This is a genomic window from Bacillus sp. Marseille-P3661 (assembly GCF_900240995.1).
GTDB lineage: Bacteria > Bacillota > Bacilli > Bacillales > Bacillaceae_J > OESV01.
Genome location: NZ_LT965954.1, coordinates 947,802 through 967,516 on the forward strand (window position 1 = coordinate 947,802; position 19,715 = coordinate 967,516).

Genomic DNA, 19,715 nt, shown 5'->3' on the forward strand with positions numbered 1-19,715 from the left:
ATACTCCCCTATGTTTGTCACTATTTCTATCTTGCTGTCTAAAAAAGACCCGAGCGAGTTGCCCGAGCCTTCATTTATTCATTTCCGTATAAAATCTTATTGTCTAACTTTTAACAGCCGCAGACTATTCAATGTCACAAGTAACGTTGCACCCATATCTGCAAAAATAGCCATCCATAATGTTAACCATCCAGGAATAATCAGCAATAACGCTAACACCTTTATACCTAAAGAGAAGGTGATATTTTGCTTTATAATAAGCAGCGAACAACGGCTCAATTTAATTGCAAACGGCAGCTTTTCTAAATCATCTGCCATTAGTGCTATATCTGCAGTTTCCAAGGCTGTATCTGTGCCTGCTCCCCCCATCGCAATCCCGACTGTTGATGCCGCAAGCGCTGGTGCATCATTCACCCCATCTCCAACCATCGCTACATTTCCATATTGTTTCCTCAATGCTTTGATGTTCTCTAATTTATCTTGCGGAAGTAGCTCAGCCTTCACTTCTGTAATACCTAGCTGCGCACCGATTGCATCAGCTGTAATTTTGTTGTCCCCTGTAAGCATTATCGTTTTCTTTACACCAATCCTTTGAAGTTTCTCAATTACCTCTTTACTAGTATTACGAACCTCATCGGCTACTGCAATCATTGCAACTATTTTTTCTTCAGTGCCAATGATCATTACTGTTTTACCTTGTCCTTGTAAACTGTGAATAGTGCTTTTTAAATGATCATCAAAATTGGGAACATTTAAATCGCCAAACAATTTAGGACTTCCAACATAATATAAACGGTCATTCACAACTGCTCTTACACCCTTACCTGTTATTTCCCCGAAGTCATCAACATCTATAGATTTAAAATCAATTCTGTTCTGCTCAGCTTTTCGAACAATGGCCGATGCCAATGGGTGCTGCGAACCTTTTTCAATTGCTGCAGTGATCCCTAAAATTTGCTGTTCATTACTATCAGTAGTAATCATAACGATATCTGTCACCACAGGCATTCCTTTTGTTAAAGTTCCCGTCTTATCAAAAGCAATGGCTGATAAAGCTCCTGTTTGTTCTAAGTAAACGCCACCTTTAATTAAAACACCTTGTTTCGCTGCATTGCCAATAGCGGTTACAATAGCAATTGGAGTTGAGATAACTAATGCACATGGACACCCTACAACCAATACAGTTAGCCCACGATAAATCCACTCACTCCAGTCTGCACCAAGCAACAATGGTGAGAAAACTGCAATAATAAAGGCAATTAATATTATGGCTGGTGTATAATATTTTGCAAATCTATCAACAAATTGTTGAGATGGTGCCCTTTCTGCCTGCGCTTCCTCTACTAAATGAATAATTTTAGCTAGTGTTGTATCTTCAACAGTTTTAGTTACTAGCACCTCTAGTAAGCCCTTTTCATTTATAGTTCCAGCATATACTTCATCACCGCTCGATTTAGAAACTGGTACTGATTCACCCGTAATCGCAGCCTGATTGATAGTAGAAGTTCCTTTAATCACTTCACCATCCATCGCCAACTTTTGGCCAGGCTTAACGATCATAATGTCCCCAATTTCAATTTTATCTACTGGAACAGCCATTTCCACATCGTTTCTTCTGATGAGAGCTTCCTTCGGAGAAATCTCCATTAATGATCGGATTGATCGCCTTGCCTTATCCATTGAATACGTCTCAAGCGCCTCACTTACAGCAAATAAGATAACAACAGTAGCACCCTCACCCCACTCGCCTATGGCTGCAGCACCTATAATAGCAATGGTCATCAATGTGCTCATGTTAAAATTTAAGGAAATTAGGTTCTTTATACCTTTGATAAATAACGAATAACCACCTATCAAAATAGATAGCAAATAAAATCCTGTAGAAAGCAAACTTCCTTCCCCATATTGCTTACCTAACACCCATGCTGCTACTAGTAATAAGAAAGCAAGAATTACTTTTTGGTTTTCTCTTTTATTCCAGAATGGTTCTTTTTTAATTTCGGGCCTTGTCTTTTCAGGAAAAATTCTTAAGTTATCAAAAGCACCCGCTTTTTCTAATTGTTCGATGGTAGTACTTCCATACACAGTGATTTTTGCGGCACCAAAGTTTATATTCGCATCTAAAACACCATCCAGGTGTTTAACGTTCTGTTCGAACTTATTTGCACAGCTTGCTCATGATAATCCTTGAATACGATATACATTTTTGTCCTTCGGCATATCCTGATCTGACACTTAAACCCCCTCCTTTAAATGTTCCAAAGTTATCAGAATGAGCTGTTTAACATGCGTATCATCTAGAGAGTAAAAAGCTAATTTGCCTTCTTTTCTAAATCTTGCTAAGCCCATTTTTTTCATTGTTCGTAAATGATGGGAGGCTGTAGCAACAGATGACTGTATGATGTTTGCAACATCACAAACACATAATTCATCCTCTAGACATAAAGCATATGCAATTTTTGCTCTATTCTCATCTGCTAATACCTTATAGACTTTAGCCAACTTCTCTATATTTTCTATCATAAGAGCATTTTGAATACGGTTAACCTTTTCTTTATCAAAGCAAAAAACATCACAGCTATCTTTTGAACTCAAGCCACTCACCCACTTCATTCAAATATAGATTTGAATATTATAGTATAAATTAACCAATATCATTCAAAAATTAATTAAAATGATATTGGTTAATTTTCACCTTTTCCATATCTAACAAAGGATCTTCCAATATATTATGTACCTTCACATAGGATGTTCCTACATCCATTAATAATATTTTAGCATCTTTATAAAATTAATATCTTTTTTGAGCAAAGAACGATTCTAGATTAAAGAGCCTGTCTCTAGACAGGCTTATGTTCATTCTTTTGAAGAGTTTGACTTTCAATTAATCTTCTCTCCAGTTCCTTTGCTTTTTCTTCTTCCTTCTTTGAATATCTTATTACGAACTGAACTACAAGTATAGTTATTATAATTATTGCTGCTAAAGAAATTAGTGAAGGAATGTATTCTAATTTATTTTCAGGAAAGTACAACAAATTCATTTAACCTAACTCCCTTCAAAACAATTTACTAGGTCTAAAAAAAGAGCAACACTTGCCCCAACTTAACTATAATATCATTCGCCACCTCTTCATACAAATTGTAATTAATAAATTTAACTAACAGTCTTTTTGGGGGCTTTAGGAACTGTAATACCTGATTTTCATAAATGGCACCTATTGCTAATCAAGTCACTAAAAGCGTACCTATTGTCCAGAGGTCAGGACTTAAAAAGTAAAAAATTCCTGTCACACATGAAACGAAAATACATACTATATCGTACACAAATTTTAAATCTTCTAAAAAGTAGCATTTACAAATCATTGATAAGGTGCTAGATTATTTTATATATATGAATAATTGCTCATGTGTATAATACTTCAAAGCAGGAGGATCATAGATATGGAAATGAATGAACATCACTACTTAGATCCCGAAATCGTTGAAACTGTTTCAAGAACATTTAAGGCTTTAGGTGACCCTACTAGAATTAAGGTTTTATATCTATTATCACAGGAAGAATGTTCTGTCGGACATATTGCTGAAGTATTAGGTATGACACAATCTGCTGTATCCCATCAACTATCATTCCTAAAAAACCTGCGTTTAGTAAAATCACGTAGAGAAGGCAAATCTATTTTTTATACGTACGACGACGAACACGTAATTGATATTTTAAAACTAATGATACACCATTCATCGCATCATTAGGAGGGAGGACATAGCATGCATCACCACCATCATGGCCATGGTCATCACGATCATGATCATCATCACGGACATCATCACGGGCCAACTAGAGAAGGCAATAAAAAAGGCCTAACGATGGCATTGCTTATTACGAGTTGTATTATGCTTTTGGAATTTTTCGGTGGATTGATAACAAATAGCTTAGCATTATTATCTGATTCAGGCCATATGCTAAGTGACGCCAGCTCTTTAGCACTAAGTCTAGTAGCAATGTGGTTCGCAACTAAACCTGCATCACCAAATAAAACATATGGTTTTTATCGCTTTGAAATACTTGCTGCTTTGTTTAATGGTGTTACCCTCTTCTTAATTGCCGGGTTTATTGTTTGGGAAGCATATGAGAGATTCCTTGATCCCCCAACAGTTGCGAGTGGTACTATGATGTTAATTGCATCGATAGGCCTGTTTGCAAACTTACTTAGTGCATGGGCATTAATTAGCCAAGGTGATGTGAAAGATAATGTAAACATACGCAGCGCCTATTTGCATGTACTTGGTGATGCATTAGGTTCTGTTGGAGCAATAGTAGCTGGATTGGTTATGTTTTATTTTGAGTGGTATTTAGCTGACCCAATAATTAGTGTGGTAGTTGCCCTGTTAATCTTGAAAAGCGCATGGGGCGTTATTAAACATACTATTCACATTCTTATGGAAGGAACCCCGATGACCATTGACCAACAAGAGGTTGAAAAAACATTAACACAAATTCCAGGAGTAATTAACATCCACGACCTCCACATTTGGACGATCACATCAGGATTAGATTCCCTAAGCTGTCACATCTTAATTGAAGATGACAAAGACAGCCAAGTCATTCTTCAAGAAGCAATCTATAAAATCGAGGATCATTTTAAAATAAAACATACTACAATCCAAGTTGAAAAATCAAACCTTCAGCATGCCGAAACTGAAGTATAATAGTAAAAGCGCAATCTATTTAAAAACAGGAAAATAGCATAACACGCTATTTTCCTGTTTTTTGTTTAATTATTAATCAACTAACATTTCAATGATTGTCTCAGGTACATAAACTTTGCTATCCTTTATTTCTGGTTGAGTCTCAAAAGTGCGAGTACTAGAGTTATATTCAAATTGATTGGTATTTAGTTTAATTACGTACGATTGATTTGTTTTCTCTAACAGTACGCTCGCCGTTTCCTGTTGCCACTTTACTTCATAACCAAGAAATTCTGCTACTGCTCGGATCGGAATCATTTTAATATCGTTATTCATATAGTAATCCCCTTTAATAACTTGCAACACTTCTTTTTGCTTATCTACTTTATCGTTCAATGCTACAACTTTTGATGGTGTTGTTTGAGCTGGAATACTTTTAGTGGATACGGTATAAAATACAATCAATTCTTTATTTGTCAGTTCTTCTTGTTTAATTACATCTCCATCTTCATTCAGCAGTATCGTAGTTTCAGCTAAGTTCAGCTTTAACTCCTTATCTAGGCTTACTAAATCTTCACCAAATTTCCCAACCTTAACCTGCCCCATCTTCTCACGCTCATTAATGATCATAATTTCAGGTGTAATAACTGCTGGGTAAATCATGATCATTGGTTTATTTTTATCATAGTATGCTTCGACACTTAGCCCTTTTTTAAAATCCTCAATCTTAAAACTTTCAGTACTTTCGCCATTGTAAAGTAAAACATCTTTGTTTATTTTAAAAATTGTTTGCAAAGAATGATCTTGATTCTCAACAACTACCGTTGTGTATTCTCCATCTTTACTTACCTCTGATATCACACCAGTGGACTTCATAAACTTAGTTGTATCTTCAGTATTAATAGTTTGTTCCGATACTTTTATCGGTATTGCTTTTTCGGCTAATACTGGATTATGACTAAGAATAGCTCCACTTACAAGAGCTGATAACGCTAACTTAGAAAATTTATTCATGATAATCTCCCCACTTTATTTTGTATTTACTACTTCGACGAAAAAGAAATAAAAAAGTTACATATCTTTTTTCAATAGATTTGTTCGTAAACCCAGTCCGTATTCCATTACTTTTGAAAACTCATTGCCTGTGACTTAAATCATTACGTTCATGATTTGGTAGCTGTAAAATTGTATGTAGAGGTGGTTATATGAGCAAAAACTGGTCCGTATCACTTGAGCACGAGGAATACGAAAATGATCTAAAGTTAGTCATCAAAGATGCAATTGAAGCTGTTGAGGAAACCGAAAAAGGATTTTACGTGAATGTTGTCACACCCGCTACTTTCGGCAATCCTGCAGATTATTTAACAGATGCATTAGCAGCTATTTTTAATGATAAAATTAAAATGAAATTTATAGATCAATGCGGATGCGGAGGGTATGTGCTACGAGTATGGAAAAACAATTGGAAAATTTAGAGATACTTAAAGGTTATCAAAACCGCCAAGTTGTCTTAAATTACTATCAAGATGAAGATTTTTTGTGGAAACGTGAGGGCTTTCACTTTAAGAGTATTAAACTTTCAACGGATAAGCTCGAATTTATTAATGACGAAAGTATCTACATTATCACACTAAAGGATTTTCCTGTTTACTTTATGATTACTGATTTTCAAAACTACTTTAGCCTTCAAAACGGCACCGATCGCGTAGAGATATACTTCCCTTCGTAAAAAACAAACCAAACCAACAAATAAACCGACAAGTGCCAGGAATCAACAAGTGCCAGGCACTTGTCGATTTTGATTTGGTTTTAATCTGTTTAATTAAACGTTTGATTAAAAATGTAAGATTCCTTCTCCTATATGAATTTCAACTTATATAGCAAATAAATCATCAAGGAATATAGGCAATTTCAATATAACGGGTCTCCAGTCGGATTCACAAAAATGAGTGAATTGTGTTACCATTATCTGTAAACCATTTAATTTTAAAAATAAAAACACTATGGAAAATGTCAATACTCCCACAGTGTTATTTATTTTGATTCAATTATTTTTTGGGAATTTCGCAGCCATTATCATCACAAACGACTCCACCTTGGTCTGTCACATTTATAAAGGGGCCATCTTGTTCAATAATTTGATTCAACGACTGCACAAACACTTCTACTGATTGTGCACCGGTAATTGCATATTTTTTATTTATAAGGAAGAATGGAATGCTTCGAATGCCAAGTTGCGCTGCTTCTTGTTCATCGTTACGAACAGCATCACTCATTTGATCACTTGCCAATAAATCAGCCACTTCAATACGATCCAAACCCACTTCCACTGCTAACTTTGTTAACGTATCGTGATCGCCAATATGTTTTGACTCCGTGTAATATGCTTGCAATATACGATTTGTCATTTCATGCATCAGACCTTTTGTTTTCGCAAACATTACCAAACGGTGGGCATCAAATGTATTCGTCAGAATAAGCGTATCCATTTTATAGTCTAAACCTGCATCCTGCGCCATTTGAACCATTTGATTTACATTGGCTTTTGCTTGTTGAATACTCATTCCGTACTTCTGAGCTAATTTTTCATAGATATTATAATTTATCTCACGCTCCGCAGTTGGATCTAATTCATAACATCTATAAACAACATCTACATGCTGGTTAATTTGTTTTAGTGCGTCCTCCAGACGTCTCTTGCCAATATAGCAAAAAGGTCAGGCAAAGTCCGTCCACATTTCAATTAACATTTATATCCCTCCAATCTTTTTCCTTGTATTAGTATATCTATAATGACCTTTTTCAGTCCATTTTCATGCTTGCTTGCCCAGACTTTAATGAATTACAATTACCTGTTAGCATTGAACTACCCCTATATCCCATTAAATAATTACATTTACTACTCATAAGGGAGAGGAAAAAATGCGAATTGTTTTCGGAACGATGATTGGCTTTTACATTGTAAACTTTTGGATTTTGCCGCATATTTACCATATACTTTTCCCTTGGGGTGATGTATCGGAGTCACATTTGCACCCTATATATATGGGAATGATATTACTGAGTGGCCTCATAGTAGCATGCACAAAAGTTATAATAGAAACTATAAAAGCTACGAAAAATAAGACAAATGTAAAAGAATAAGATTGTCTAGGAGGCAGCTAATGGAAGTATGTGATCTTTGCGGTCGTAATGGAGTGGATACAACTATACATCACCTGGTACCAAAAGAATTGGGCGGTACATTTGGCGCAACAGCAAAGCTATGTATTCCTTGTCACAAACAAATCCATGCTCTCTATACAAATGAAGAAATTGCTGCTCGTTTGACAACATTGCCGGAACTTAGAAACGATGAAAAACTTTCTCGATTTATTAAATGGATCCGCAAACAACCTTCCACCAAAATAATGAAAATTCGAAAATCAAACGACCGCAAACAAAGAGGCAAATAAATATATAAATATCGACCAGTTCGACAAGTGCCACTTGTCGAATTGGTCGATTTGGTCGAACTAAATTAAGTTTAAACTCAATCAATCATTCAAAATACATCAATAATTCAAACTATAAATTAAAAACCTTTCATATGGATTTTTTTCATAAAAACCAGGCAGCAGTACTTCTTTCTTCAAAACAAACGAAGTATTGGTTTCTAAAAAATAAATATATTCATCGGAGCTATAATATAAAATTAATTCAATTTCCCGGCTAGCTGTTTCTACCGACAATAATATATTGTTTATGACATTCATAAAGATTTGCACAGAAAAAGGATTAAAGAAATAAAAGCGATTATCCATTTTATCAATCTCATATTCCTCCGCTAAACAGCATCGAAATTGAATTGTACCCTTGCCCTTTTTATTCTTACTAAAATACCGATTTCGATTTTCAACAGACTCATGGTAAAAGGCCTCGTTCATTTCGATCCCCGTAGCAGATACATCATATAAATAATGAACGAAAAAGTTTAAACGGCCTTTCCCACAACCAAAATCCACAATGCGATCTGTACTTTTTATTTTGTATTGTTGAAATAATGTTTCAAGGGCATGGTATGGTGTTGGCTCATAAGGGTGATAATGAAAAGATTTATTAAAACTTTTCTGATCTCCCCTCGTCTTTATGTTTAACAGCTTATCATAATAATGTTCTTTCATTTCTTTATCCCTTCTTAATCAAGTAACCTAGCTCCACAAACTAATTTTCTTTAACGCTTTTTTGGATTAAATGATATTACTACAATCGCGGCAAATATAAGGACTACACCAACCCACGAACGGAAGGATAACGTTTCACCGACTAAAAATGCTCCAAGCATTGCAGCTGTTAACGGCTCAAATAACGAGAGCGTAACTGCAGTTGATGCTTGAATTCGAACTAATCCTTTTATAAAAAATAAATATGCAATACCGGTTGCAAATACCCCTAGATACAAGCTTGCACCGATACCATTTATTTTTAAGAGCCAAGTTAGATCAAACATAAATAAAAACGGCACTAACAGAATTGCACTAAGTGTAAACACTACTGCCACAACCGATTCTGGAGCTTTTGTTCTTAACAACTCCTTGCTAGCCAACGTATATGTAGCAAATGCTAGCCCTGCACCTAGTGCCAAAAAGATTCCGAGCGGCTGTACTTGAACAGAAACATCAGTTGTAAATAAAAGGATACAACCCAAAAGGGCAAAACCAGTTGCCAGCCACCATGACTTTGATGGCAGCCTTTTCTTTGAAAAGCCCTCCATAATACCTGCCAAGATTGGCGCGCTGCCAATTGCAACAACAGTGCCGACGGCAACACCAGTTATTTTTACAGCTAAAAAGAAAAATGGTTGATAACAAGCCATGCTTATAGCTGGAAGAATAACTTCTCTAAATGACCAAGATTTTAAGTTTAAGGTTCCCCGAATATATACAAAAGCTAATAATGTTAAGCCGCCAAACGCCAATCTCATCGCACCAAAAGATATTGGATGCGTATTTTCCGGTGCGAACGTTTGTGCCGTACCGGTTGTTCCCCATAAAACGGCAGCAAATAAAACGAATAAAAATGGTAATTTCCCCTTCAAAATTATCCCCTCACAACTTATCACTTTCTCTATTTCCAATTCCCTATATCTAATTGTTGATATGTATTAAAAAGTCCAGGATATATTAGAACACCTAAAATAATAGCCGTTAAAGATGCAGCCGCTAAAATAAGAAATACAATTAAAAGCTGAAGTCGAACAGCTTGAAGCGGATCTGCACCCGCAATAATTTGACCTGTCATCATTCCAGGTAATTGGACAAGCCCTATTGTTTTTTGACCTTCAACAGTTGGGATTAAGCTAGATCGTATCGACTGCTTTAATATAGGAAATATTGACTGTTTCACACTTCCACCCAAGGATAAAATTAATAAAATTTCATCCTTTCTTAACGTTAAGTCATTTTTTAAGCGATTTAAAAAGAGACTTGAGATTATCATAGAATTTCCAATTATCATCCCACTAATCGGAATAATATATTGCGCTGTTGCCGGGACAATATTAAATAGTAACAAGAAACCTTGGACAATGACCTCAACGATCGTAAGGGTAATAAAAATCTTCCAAAAGATATGCGGTAATCCCTTACCACGTATTGCCGCGTTTTTCGCTGCCACAGCAATCATTACAAATAGCATCAACATCACTACAAAAGGATGCTGAAATCCGAACACAAGTTTTAAAATATAACCAACCACCATCAACTGGATGGTAGCTCGTATACTTGCAATAATCAGTTCTTTCCCTAACCCTAATTTGAATGCAGTCGAAAGAAAAAAGGCAATTATGACAAAGCCAAAACTAAGTAATAGAGTAAATAGGCTCATCGCACAACCCTCTTTATATTTATAAATTCTTTCGTTCTACTATCTTTAGGTGCAGTAAAGAACTGCTTAGTTGGAGCTGATTCGATTAGTCGACCATCAATAACAAGCCATGTTTGATCACCAACTCGCTCAGCTTGTGATTGATCATGTGTAACCCAAAGAATGGTTGTATGCTGCTCCCTATTAATCCTCAAAATAAGTTCTTCTACCTCATGTACTGCTTGAGGATCAAGCGCAGAGGTTATCTCATCTAGTAATAACACGTCTGGCTTATTTACTAGTGTTCTTGCAAGCGATAATCGTTGTTTTTGTCCACCCGAAAGTTCACTGGCGGACCTTGGTAATAAATCATCCTTCAAGCCCACATATTGCAAATACATTTCAGGATCTTTCAGTTCCATACCTTGCAGCCTTGCTGGCAATATTAAATTATCCAATACTGTCCCATCAATCATTGGCGCTGCTTGAAACGCAATTCCTACATGACGCCTTAGCTCTTGAATATCCCATTTTCTAATTTCCTTTTCTTGAATATATACTTCTCCCTCGTCAGGCGTCGCCATTAAATTACATACTGATAAGATTGTACTTTTTCCAGAACCCGAAGGCCCGATAATCGTGACTATCGAACCCCTGGAAATTTTTCCATTTAATGATGATAACACCACAACCGGTTCATTCTTGTTAATAAACGTTTTGCTAATATTTCTAAATTCAATTTCTATTTTACTTTTATCCATACTACTCTCACATCCATTGTTGTTACTTTTGTACATTTGAAACTACCACGATAGAAAATATAAATACTCTGCCACTATTCTAGCATGTTTTTTCCATAGATATACTACTTAACACTTAGCACACTTCCAAGCAAGAAATATCCCCATATAGCATAAAGTTGATATTTTTCGCTTCAAATTATTCTATTAAGATAGAATAAATTTACAGTTAACGCTTACATCTGTAGAATATACTCTATTTTATGATATAAATTATTAGAAAAATCATTTTTTTAGAAAAATATATTTACAATAACGAATATCCGGTGTAGAATAATTTTAAATTTTTAAAAAATACATAATAGATAAGGAGGCGTGAAAAATGATCACGTTTATAGCATCAATTGCATTACTATTTTTCGGATATTTCTTCTATTCTAAGGTGGTCGAGCGAATTTTCGGTATTGACGATAGTCGCCAAACGCCTGCTTATTCAAATAATGATGGCTTAGATTTTACACCTATGAACTGGGTGAAAGGATGTTTAATTCAATTACTAAATATAGCTGGTTTAGGTCCTATTTTTGGAGCCATTATGGGAGCTTTATACGGACCCGTTGCTTTTATATGGATCGTAGTAGGTTGCATTTTCGCTGGTGCAGTGCACGACTATTTTTCAGGTATGCTCTCTTTAAAACATAAAGGAGAACAATTCCCAACACTAGTTGGTCGTTACTTAGGGAAAACTACTAAAATAGTAGTCAATATTATTTCATTAGTATTAATGATACTCGTTGCTGCAGCCTTCACTGCAGGACCTGCACAACTACTATCAAGTATTACACCGTTAAGTTTAACTACATCGTTATTAGTTATCTTTGCATATTTTGCCTTGGCTGCGGTATTACCTATTAACAAGGTAATCGGAAAGATCTATCCTATATTTGGCATTATTTTAATCATAATGGCGGTATCTATTGGCGTAGGCTTATTTTTCCAAGAGCAAGCTATTCCAAACCTTACATTCGAAAACCTTCACCCAGGAGAATTACCGATTTGGCCATTATTAATGGTAACGATATCGTGTGGAGCAATTTCCGGTTTTCATTCAACGCAAAGTCCAATCATTTCACGTACATTGAAGAAAGAAAGTGAAGGCCGTAAAGTATTTTATGGCGCAATGATTGCAGAAGGAATTATTGCTATGATCTGGGCAGCAGCTGGTATGACCTTTTTCGGAGGAACTGAAGGATTACAAGGAGCATTAGCAAATGGCGGCCCTGCCGGAGTCGTCGATGAAATTTCAAAATCAATGCTTGGCACATTTGGCGGCATTTTGGCAATATTAGGTGTTATAATTTTACCGATCACAACAGGTGATACGGCACTACGATCTTCACGAATGATCTTAGTAGAATTATTAGAAAAGTTCTGGAACCTTGAATCAAAATGGAAACAAGCACTACTTGCAATTCCTGTGATTATTCCGACATTCATTTTAACTCAGCTAGATTATTCTGCTTTATGGAGATATGTTGGTTGGACAAACCAGGTCATTGCCGCTGTAATGCTTTGGACTGGCGCAATGTATCTATTAAAATCTGGAAAATTCCATTGGATTTGCTCAATCCCAGCATTATTTATGACAGCTGTATGCGGTGTCTATATCTTCTATGCACCAGAAGGATTTCAATTATCTTACAACTTATCAATGGGCATTGGCACAGTCATCACTATCATAGTTGCAGTATGGTTTGCATTACAGATTAAAAATAATAAAAATGAATTATCAGAAACACCAAAACAAAATGCGGCGTGACAGGCACTTCCCGAAATTTGTCGAGCGGTTTTCCAACAGAAAGAGCACCTACAAACTGGTGCTCTTTTCTATTATTCTTACTAACTTATTACACCCATTAGTGCCCCCAGGAATACAATTTGACATCAAAGATTCCGTTTATCATTGCTACTATTAGTGCAATTCCATAATATATTATTTGGTGGCGCTGTCCCTCTCCTAATAACCAAAAAACTGTCATGAATGGATAATGTATATGCATTCATAACAGTTACTCCAATTAGAAAGTATGTGCTAAATCTTTAGCCCTAGCAATTCCATTCTCTTTAATTTCTTCAGCCTTATCTGGCATTGCATTGTGTCCTTCGATAAATAAACCTTCAAAAGACGGAACACCAAAGAAATTCATGATAATACTTAAGAAACGATGACCCATTTCAACTTCTGAAGCAGGACCTTCAGAATAAATACCACCACGTGCTTGGATATGTAGGGCCTTTTTATCTGTTAATAACCCCACGGAGCCTTGGTCCGTATACTTAAAGGTTTTACCAGCAACAGCAACAGAGTCAATGTATGCTTTCATAACAGGAGGAAAAGAAAAATTCCACAACGGCGTGACAAATACATATTTATCTCCTGATATGAACTGTTCACTTAGTTCATTCATTCGTGCAACCTTTGCTTTTTCCTCATCCGAAAGCTCGTCAAAGCTTTGTCCTGAGCGTAGCTTTCCCCATCCACTGAATACGTCCGTATCGATTTGTGGAATATATTCTTTATATAAATCTATGTGTACAATTTCATCATTCGGGTTTACTTCTTTATAAGTATCAATAAATGCTTTACCTGCAGCCATGCTGAATGATTGTCGATCATCGTGAGGATGTGCTGTAATGTATAATACTTTCGTCATACTGTCTCCACCTTTGATTATTATTTAAAGTCATTGAATTTTATTAAACCAATGGCCTTTATTTATTCCATTCAAAATTATAAGGATTGCCCGAAATACTTTGGCGCATTTCATCTGTGAATTGAAATGGTTCTCCCACTACAGGCTGATCAATTACACCACTACCTATCGGCACACTTCCATCATAATGTATTGGTTTTTGATCCATATTTTCCACCTCCATTTTTTTAGTATTTTATTAATTATCCCTTTTCATTCTTATGTACTCTGCCCACCTTTAAATGAACTAAATAAATTCATTACAAATCAATGTACCAACCCGGGTAGTTATGATTTGTCTTCTCTAACCTTCCATCCTCCATTCGATAAACAGAATCACAATACTCCAACATCCGCCCCTCATGTGTCAACATTACGGCATCTTTGTTTCGCCCATCACTTCCTTTATCCATTTTATTGTAGCAAGCAAAACTAGCTGACATCTATTGTAAATTGCTATCGTTTACAGATATCAGCATCTACTTATCTCTAGGATTTATTCATTCTAGTAAAAGCACTGATGGAAGCTGGTCAGGATTAGCAAGGCGTAATAGCTCATATCCAATACCTGCTAAACCTCGAAATAAACTATAGTCCAAGTCATTATCAGAACTATTTGTTGTCAGGGCAAATTCACCATGTATTTTCTCACGTTCAAGAACTAGTGAAGCTAGTTGCATCGCATAACGCTCCCAGTTTTGTTCTCGAAATTTCATTTTGGCTGTCAACATGACATCCAAAATTCCAAAGTTACCACAACAAAGATGATCTAGCGGCCCTAATCTCCACTGACGAGCATTTTGAAGAACAATGTTTACATCCCTGTTTATCGTTTCACTAGCCCATATAGAAGAAATCCCCATGCGTGAAAGCCCTATTCCCGGCCACCCATAACACCAGGTACTCATAAAATTTGGAGATTTGCCACTCATGAACGCTAGCCGATAATCTGGCCAATTACATTTCTCTTTACAGTAAATACTGCTTTCATAATTCAAAGCCTCTTCTGCAGCCATCTTAAAATCTTCTTCCTTTGTTACCTTGTATAAGCGTGCTAACGCATATGCAATGCCTGCAGCACCATGTGATATACCAGATAAAAGCTTGCCCTCAGCCGTATCGATCAGTTTGTTTTTCCAAGCTCTATGGCCAGTGTCAGTTAAGGTAAGGTGGCTTAACAAATGCTTTCCGCACACAACGGCTCGGTTTAAAACTTCATCATGTCTTGTTGTTTCATAAACAGTTACTAAAGCTATTAAAGCACCCGCCGAACCACTCATTACATCAAGGACATGATCTTTCTCTATTCGCTCAGGTGTAATCATATCTGCAATTCTTTTTGCTTCAGCTAAAATTTCTGATTCATTTAAAAAGTGACTAATCCGTACTAGCGAATAAACAAGCGAACCAAGCCCTGTTGTGCCCCCAATTCCATATTGTTCAGCAAATGTTTCGGCAGCTTTTCCTTGAAATTCTTTGCAAAAATTTTCAACTTCTTTTAATGCTTGTTCTTTATACTTTTTAATGTTTGTTACCTTTGCAGTCGCAGCATAAAAATAGGCAACCCCCAAGCTCCCTACGTATAAATTAAATCCGGACATTTTTGATATAGATGCAGTTGGCGAATATTTTTCTAAAATATAATCAGCAATACTAACAGCTTTAGCATGCAATTCTTTTTTTGAAGTGTTGTAGTTACTTTGTTTGAATGATTGATTTATTGGAGAATTTATAAGAAAAACCGATTCTATAATTGCTAGTTGCTTATGGAGAATAGCTGGAGTAAGATTTCTTAATGTAGTTCTAACAAATTCATAGGGAGTTGTCTTAAATAAGTTTTCAATCCTAACACTACTATTAGATGCGGCTAGATATCGGTCCGTTATATTGAAGGAGAAATAAGGAATGTCTAGTTCTTCAAGTGACAACTGTTCAGCTTTTAAAAGCAGCCATAATTTTGGTTGGTGCTCAAACTGTATAAGCTCTTTAGTTAATTGATCTAGCTCAATGCTACGATCAATGCCATCTTTAAGTAAATGAGGATACAATGTATGCTTTAAATAGAAGGAATACTGCATCGTCGGTCTTATAACAAATCGGCCTGTCACGTTTTTAAATTTTTCAATAGGACCTTGAATTTCAAGTAATCCATTGCGGTAAGAACTTAAGAATCCATACATCAATTTATAACCAATCATTATCTCATCTCTGTAATTTAAGGGAGATACTTGTTGTTCATTTAAATAAATTCTATTTTTCCCGGGCTTTACATCCTGAATCTCTAAAGCATATTTCATCTGATCAGTATTAATATGTTCCCATATCGGAACCTTAAATGGTGTTTTAAGGTTGGCTCCCCCACTCAGCGCACTCATATCTTGAACCCCTTCTAAGCTAGGAAGTATTCCTGTGCGTAATACAGAAGTAGTGTAATCTTGAGCTTTTAATTCAAAACCTTCTACCAGAAATGGATTAAACAACATTTCCATATCCACCGGAATCGGATATTCACCATGTGCAATTACATTTTCATAGTGAAAGTCAGTCCCGCTTAAAACAGAAAGTAAACATAGCAGCATTCCCGACCGCTTATAGTATCGAATGACCTCAGCCTTACTAATACACGGTATTTGTTCAACATACTCGACCCAACCATACTCATTCCTATTAAGTACCTTCAAGCAATGTAAATGCAATTCATTTGTTGTTTGATGTAAATTAATCCATTCCAGGAGATTATAGAAGTTTTCTTCTATGCCTACATCTCTTGGCTTATAAACAAACTTTATCCCCGATGTACATGTAACGATCATGACTGTTCTTCCATGGTGATGGGCATCCGAGAGATGGGAACTTACTTCCACAATTTCACCCATTTCCTTTCCACTATTAAAATAGTTCGCTAGCAGTTCTTGATCTTGAACATACCTTTGGATCAATTCTAAAATAGATTGTGCCCAATTATGCGCGGTAGTTGCTAATAATTTAGCTAGAACAGGATAGTTATATAAAATCGTACTTAATTCATTCTCTAGTACGCTATTTATGAATGCCGTGTAAAAAGAGCTTGTATTTTGCTCGTGTGTGGAGTTTCTAAACAATTCGTTATACTTTTTGAATACTTCAAATTCAAATTGAAATGTAAAAGCGCCAATACTAGAAAGCTTTTTCAACAATATTCTTTCTAACATCCGATGAGCCGCAGGCGATACAACCTCATACTTTTTACCGGCCGAGTTCTTAAGCATTTGAACAGCTGTAATAATAAAAGGTATAAAACATTCTTCAAAAGGGATCTTCTCTTCTTCATCTAAGAAACGATAACTTATACCTGATTGCTGCTTCGAAACCGCTAGAGATTCCGCTAGTAAATGAACCCAATCTGGCAAACGATCCTTATACTTCCATTTTGCGGAATCAATAATATTTCGGACATCTAACATGTCATGCTCTTCCCATAAAAACCGTTTTATAAAAAGGTTCTCATCTCCGCCTGCAACAATTTGCTGCCATCTCGCTAGCCTTTTTTCGTTAATTTCTTTTTTACAGGACGTTTGAGGAATGATATAATCGTTCCCTAAACGTTCATAAAATCCACTACTCTTTTCAACAATCTGTAATAGATATTCCCGTAAGCTATCCATATCTACTATCCCCTTGCTTTTACCCTAAATTTTAAAGTTAGGTTTCGGTAAACTTTCCTGTTGATTTCCGCTCATTCAACATAGCAGCTGTTTCAACCATAAGGTATAGCACAGCATTAATTTAAAAAGGACCGTAACTATAAGTCACCGCCCTCTTAAAGCTCCTTATACCGAACATGCACCTGTCCAAGCATATTTCCCACAGCTCACATTGAAATCGATCTTGTCCATTTGAGTCATTGCGTGCTTTGCTAATTCTTCGTTTTCTAGTAAATGTCTTAGTATATCAATAATTAGTGCGTGTTGTTCGTTGGTCACTGCAATCCCCCCTTATTACTTGATACTATTTAATATATACAAGATGTTTTATGTGGTGTGGGTGATTTTAAAAATGTGTATGTGACCACCTTAGCTGATATAAAAAAGGCAACTAGTTTCTCTAACTTAGCTGCCTTTCTCCTTTGTCAACTCCCATACTTCTCGCAATACAGGCATGTCTTCCATTTCCTCTTTGGTGACAAGTTCCCACTGTATCCCCTCTGGCTTCGGATAAGGTGTATTTGTTTGGATGAGTTCACTTTCTGTAGCAATCCAATCTACTGCCAAATCAAAGGGATCTATCGGTATCTCTTCAGATGTGAGCTGTCCGCTATGAACGGTGCCAATAACGGGTACGTGGGGATTGCCAAGCTCACGGATAATAGCATATTCCCGATCAGCATATCCTGCCCCTTTGCCAATACGTCTGCCATCACGATGAAGTGCAACCGACCCAGCAAAAAACAAATCAATTCTTGGTAATTGTGAAAGAGGAACCTCTTTGCCATATGACTTAAGATGATTCAGGCTCGCTGCTTTCCGCTCCTCCCCTGTTGGTACCCACTCTGGCTTTACCATAATAAAACCTGCCTTTAATTTTGGCGTCGGAACAAGCAGCGTCTTGCCATCGATTAATACTTGCATGCGAATGGGCAATTGCGGTGAATCTGGATTCACTTTAACAATTTTAGCATTTTTGTATTCAGTCATTGTAAAAATGAACTGTGCTGCTTTTTCTGCTCCTTTAAAGTTTGGAATTCTACCTTTGAGCGGGAATGGGAAGCGACCTAGCTTATGTTCCTCTAAATAATTCCAAACATACTGTCTAATGTCTTCTTTAGTTTTCATAAAATCCACCTTCTTTTAACTCCACAAGATTTTCAATCGTTTCTTCTAGTGTAGGACGCTGAATATGCGTAATTGCAATCCCCTCTGTTTTTATTGCTTTTTCGATAGCACGAAGATTATTAGTTAAAATTTGCAAAGATTCTGCATCAATACTTATTACATTAGGGTTGATTCTAAGAGAGTCCGTCACAGTTGATACCCACACTCTTGCCCAATTTTCATAGATTTCATCTTTATTGATATAGTGGACCAACATACCTTCTTCAATGATCGTGATATAATCACAAATTTGTTTTACCTCATCCATTATATGTGTTACCAGTAAGATACTGTTTTCCCCATCCTCCATATAATTCTTTAAATCCTCTTTCATCTTTCGTTGTGAAATAATGTCGACTCCGGCAGATGGTTCATCTAATAAAAGTAACTGTGGATTATGGCAAAGTGAAAAAATAAATTCAACTTTTTTCTTCGTACCTTTCGAGCATTTACTATACTTCATTGTTTCATCGATATTATATCTTCTAAGAAAATCAGCATATCTTGAATGACTCCATGATGGATACCAATATGAAACTAATGATGAGAGTTCCTTAATGCTGAGGTATCCAAACGGTTCAAACAAATCTCCCATATAACCTATCTGTTGTTTGATTGTGGTCTCATTCTCTGCAAATTTTTGGCCAAACACTTGAATATCGCCTTTATCAGGTTTTAATATATTCATAAGCAACCTTAAAAACGTGCTTTTTCCAGAACCATTTGCACCAATTAGGGCAACCGCAGTCCCTTTCTCCATTTGAAAATCTATCGGACCAATTACGGATTTTTTTAACTGCTTTGTTAAGCCTTTTATTTTTAACACAGAGGTTGTCATCATC

General features: G+C 36.1%; 21 protein-coding genes. 6 read left to right on the forward strand and 15 right to left on the reverse strand.

Annotated features, from left to right (window positions below):
* Positions 1-96 precede the first annotated feature (96 nt).
* From C1724_RS15770 to C1724_RS15780, 3 genes are all read right to left on the reverse strand, one after another.
* Complete coding sequence (locus tag C1724_RS15770; RefSeq protein WP_102347959.1) at positions 97-2,220, reverse strand: heavy metal translocating P-type ATPase; 2,124 nt, start codon at positions 2,218-2,220, stop codon at positions 97-99.
* A 15-nt stretch (positions 2,221-2,235) separates the two neighbouring features.
* Positions 2,236-2,595 (reverse strand): ArsR/SmtB family transcription factor, encoded by a 360-nt coding sequence (locus C1724_RS25690; RefSeq protein ID WP_102347662.1) that lies wholly within the window; start codon positions 2,593-2,595, stop codon positions 2,236-2,238.
* A gap of 245 nt (positions 2,596-2,840) precedes the next feature.
* Positions 2,841-3,041, reverse strand: coding sequence for a hypothetical protein (locus tag C1724_RS15780; RefSeq protein ID WP_102347663.1), 201 nt, complete (start codon positions 3,039-3,041; stop codon positions 2,841-2,843).
* A gap of 400 nt (positions 3,042-3,441) precedes the next feature.
* Between C1724_RS15780 and C1724_RS15785 the strand changes: the two genes are divergently transcribed.
* Both C1724_RS15785 and C1724_RS15790 read left to right on the forward strand, forming a co-directional pair.
* Positions 3,442-3,750: an ArsR/SmtB family transcription factor gene (locus C1724_RS15785; protein ID WP_102347664.1), complete on the forward strand. Its 309-nt coding sequence runs from the start codon at positions 3,442-3,444 to the stop codon at positions 3,748-3,750.
* Positions 3,751-3,765: 15 nt separating this feature from the next.
* Complete coding sequence (locus tag C1724_RS15790) at positions 3,766-4,707, forward strand: cation diffusion facilitator family transporter (protein WP_102347665.1); 942 nt, start codon at positions 3,766-3,768, stop codon at positions 4,705-4,707.
* Between the two features lie 72 nt (positions 4,708-4,779).
* Here C1724_RS15790 and C1724_RS15795 read toward each other — a convergent pair whose 3' ends face one another.
* Positions 4,780-5,700, reverse strand: a complete 921-nt coding sequence (locus C1724_RS15795; RefSeq protein ID WP_102347666.1) for a copper amine oxidase N-terminal domain-containing protein — start codon at positions 5,698-5,700, stop codon at positions 4,780-4,782.
* 191 nt (positions 5,701-5,891) lie between these two features.
* On the opposite strand from C1724_RS15795, the gene C1724_RS15800 reads away from it, so the two are divergent.
* Positions 5,892-6,161, forward strand: coding sequence for a CGCGG family putative rSAM-modified RiPP protein (locus C1724_RS15800; protein ID WP_102347667.1), 270 nt, complete (start codon positions 5,892-5,894; stop codon positions 6,159-6,161).
* On the forward strand, positions 6,137-6,415 hold the full coding sequence (locus C1724_RS15805; RefSeq protein WP_102347668.1) for a hypothetical protein: 279 nt from the start codon (positions 6,137-6,139) through the stop codon (positions 6,413-6,415). Before C1724_RS15800 ends, C1724_RS15805 begins: the two co-directional genes overlap by 25 nt.
* Before the next feature lie 319 nt (positions 6,416-6,734).
* Here the strand turns inward: C1724_RS15805 and C1724_RS15810 are convergent, their stop codons facing one another.
* Positions 6,735-7,391 (reverse strand): DsbA family oxidoreductase, encoded by a 657-nt coding sequence (locus tag C1724_RS15810; protein WP_102347669.1) that lies wholly within the window; start codon positions 7,389-7,391, stop codon positions 6,735-6,737.
* Between the two features lie 459 nt (positions 7,392-7,850).
* Between C1724_RS15810 and C1724_RS15820 the strand changes: the two genes are divergently transcribed.
* On the forward strand, positions 7,851-8,141 hold the full coding sequence (locus C1724_RS15820) for a restriction endonuclease (protein ID WP_102347671.1): 291 nt from the start codon (positions 7,851-7,853) through the stop codon (positions 8,139-8,141).
* Between the two features lie 99 nt (positions 8,142-8,240).
* Here C1724_RS15820 and C1724_RS15825 read toward each other — a convergent pair whose 3' ends face one another.
* From C1724_RS15825 to C1724_RS15840, 4 genes are read right to left on the reverse strand one after another with little or no spacing between them, the layout of a single operon-like run.
* Positions 8,241-8,849 carry a methyltransferase gene (locus C1724_RS15825; RefSeq protein ID WP_102347672.1) on the reverse strand — a complete coding sequence of 203 codons (609 nt, stop codon included), beginning with the start codon at positions 8,847-8,849 and terminating at the stop codon, positions 8,241-8,243.
* 50 nt (positions 8,850-8,899) lie between these two features.
* A complete protein-coding gene (locus tag C1724_RS15830; protein ID WP_102347673.1) occupies positions 8,900-9,763 on the reverse strand; it encodes an EamA family transporter in 864 nt (287 codons plus the stop codon).
* Positions 9,764-9,792: 29 nt separating this feature from the next.
* Positions 9,793-10,551, reverse strand: a complete 759-nt coding sequence (locus C1724_RS15835; RefSeq protein ID WP_102347674.1) for an ABC transporter permease — start codon at positions 10,549-10,551, stop codon at positions 9,793-9,795.
* The gene (locus tag C1724_RS15840) at positions 10,548-11,291 is read right to left on the reverse strand and encodes an ABC transporter ATP-binding protein (protein ID WP_102347675.1); all 744 of its coding nucleotides are present in this window, start codon (positions 11,289-11,291) and stop codon (positions 10,548-10,550) included. The genes C1724_RS15835 and C1724_RS15840 overlap by 4 nt, the downstream gene beginning before the upstream one ends.
* A gap of 361 nt (positions 11,292-11,652) precedes the next feature.
* Here C1724_RS15840 and C1724_RS15845 point away from each other — a divergent pair, with 361 nt between their 5' ends.
* On the forward strand, positions 11,653-13,089 hold the full coding sequence (locus C1724_RS15845; protein WP_102347676.1) for a carbon starvation CstA family protein: 1,437 nt from the start codon (positions 11,653-11,655) through the stop codon (positions 13,087-13,089).
* A gap of 259 nt (positions 13,090-13,348) precedes the next feature.
* Here C1724_RS15845 and C1724_RS15850 read toward each other — a convergent pair whose 3' ends face one another.
* The 6 genes from C1724_RS15850 to C1724_RS15865 form a co-directional block, all read right to left on the reverse strand.
* The gene (locus C1724_RS15850; RefSeq protein ID WP_102347677.1) at positions 13,349-13,984 is read right to left on the reverse strand and encodes an FMN-dependent NADH-azoreductase; all 636 of its coding nucleotides are present in this window, start codon (positions 13,982-13,984) and stop codon (positions 13,349-13,351) included.
* Between the two features lie 58 nt (positions 13,985-14,042).
* Positions 14,043-14,192 carry a hypothetical protein gene (locus C1724_RS25695; RefSeq protein ID WP_180994293.1) on the reverse strand — a complete coding sequence of 50 codons (150 nt, stop codon included), beginning with the start codon at positions 14,190-14,192 and terminating at the stop codon, positions 14,043-14,045.
* A gap of 331 nt (positions 14,193-14,523) precedes the next feature.
* On the reverse strand, positions 14,524-17,667 hold the full coding sequence (locus C1724_RS15855; protein WP_102347678.1) for a type 2 lanthipeptide synthetase LanM family protein: 3,144 nt from the start codon (positions 17,665-17,667) through the stop codon (positions 14,524-14,526).
* Between the two features lie 165 nt (positions 17,668-17,832).
* Positions 17,833-17,985 (reverse strand): hypothetical protein, encoded by a 153-nt coding sequence (locus tag C1724_RS25700; protein ID WP_180994294.1) that lies wholly within the window; start codon positions 17,983-17,985, stop codon positions 17,833-17,835.
* Positions 17,986-18,111: 126 nt separating this feature from the next.
* Positions 18,112-18,834, reverse strand: coding sequence for a 5-formyltetrahydrofolate cyclo-ligase (locus C1724_RS15860; RefSeq protein WP_102347679.1), 723 nt, complete (start codon positions 18,832-18,834; stop codon positions 18,112-18,114).
* On the reverse strand, positions 18,824-19,711 hold the full coding sequence (locus tag C1724_RS15865; RefSeq protein ID WP_180994295.1) for an ABC transporter ATP-binding protein: 888 nt from the start codon (positions 19,709-19,711) through the stop codon (positions 18,824-18,826). Before C1724_RS15865 ends, C1724_RS15860 begins: the two co-directional genes overlap by 11 nt.
* Positions 19,712-19,715: the final 4 nt, after the last annotated feature.

What these genes read in the sequence shown, in the direction of transcription:
- C1724_RS15795 (WP_102347666.1), bottom strand. Translation starts at nt 5,700, where the DNA reads ATGAATAAATTTTCTAAGTTAGCGTTATCAGCTCTTGTAAGTGGAGCT.
- C1724_RS15790 (WP_102347665.1), top strand. Translation starts at nt 3,766, where the DNA reads ATGCATCACCACCATCATGGCCATGGTCATCACGATCATGATCATCAT.
- C1724_RS15865 (WP_180994295.1), bottom strand. Translation starts at nt 19,711, where the DNA reads ATGACAACCTCTGTGTTAAAAATAAAAGGCTTAACAAAGCAGTTAAAA.
- C1724_RS15845 (WP_102347676.1), top strand. Translation starts at nt 11,653, where the DNA reads ATGATCACGTTTATAGCATCAATTGCATTACTATTTTTCGGATATTTC.
- C1724_RS15850 (WP_102347677.1), bottom strand. Translation starts at nt 13,984, where the DNA reads ATGACGAAAGTATTATACATTACAGCACATCCTCACGATGATCGACAA.
- C1724_RS15855 (WP_102347678.1), bottom strand. Translation starts at nt 17,667, where the DNA reads ATGGATAGCTTACGGGAATATCTATTACAGATTGTTGAAAAGAGTAGT.
- C1724_RS15805 (WP_102347668.1), top strand. Translation starts at nt 6,137, where the DNA reads ATGGAAAAACAATTGGAAAATTTAGAGATACTTAAAGGTTATCAAAAC.
- C1724_RS15835 (WP_102347674.1), bottom strand. Translation starts at nt 10,551, where the DNA reads ATGAGCCTATTTACTCTATTACTTAGTTTTGGCTTTGTCATAATTGCC.
- C1724_RS15780 (WP_102347663.1), bottom strand. Translation starts at nt 3,041, where the DNA reads ATGAATTTGTTGTACTTTCCTGAAAATAAATTAGAATACATTCCTTCA.
- C1724_RS15840 (WP_102347675.1), bottom strand. Translation starts at nt 11,291, where the DNA reads ATGGATAAAAGTAAAATAGAAATTGAATTTAGAAATATTAGCAAAACG.
- C1724_RS15860 (WP_102347679.1), bottom strand. Translation starts at nt 18,834, where the DNA reads ATGAAAACTAAAGAAGACATTAGACAGTATGTTTGGAATTATTTAGAG.
- C1724_RS15820 (WP_102347671.1), top strand. Translation starts at nt 7,851, where the DNA reads ATGGAAGTATGTGATCTTTGCGGTCGTAATGGAGTGGATACAACTATA.
- C1724_RS15785 (WP_102347664.1), top strand. Translation starts at nt 3,442, where the DNA reads ATGGAAATGAATGAACATCACTACTTAGATCCCGAAATCGTTGAAACT.
- C1724_RS25695 (WP_180994293.1), bottom strand. Translation starts at nt 14,192, where the DNA reads ATGGATCAAAAACCAATACATTATGATGGAAGTGTGCCGATAGGTAGT.
- C1724_RS15800 (WP_102347667.1), top strand. Translation starts at nt 5,892, where the DNA reads ATGAGCAAAAACTGGTCCGTATCACTTGAGCACGAGGAATACGAAAAT.
- C1724_RS15825 (WP_102347672.1), bottom strand. Translation starts at nt 8,849, where the DNA reads ATGAAAGAACATTATTATGATAAGCTGTTAAACATAAAGACGAGGGGA.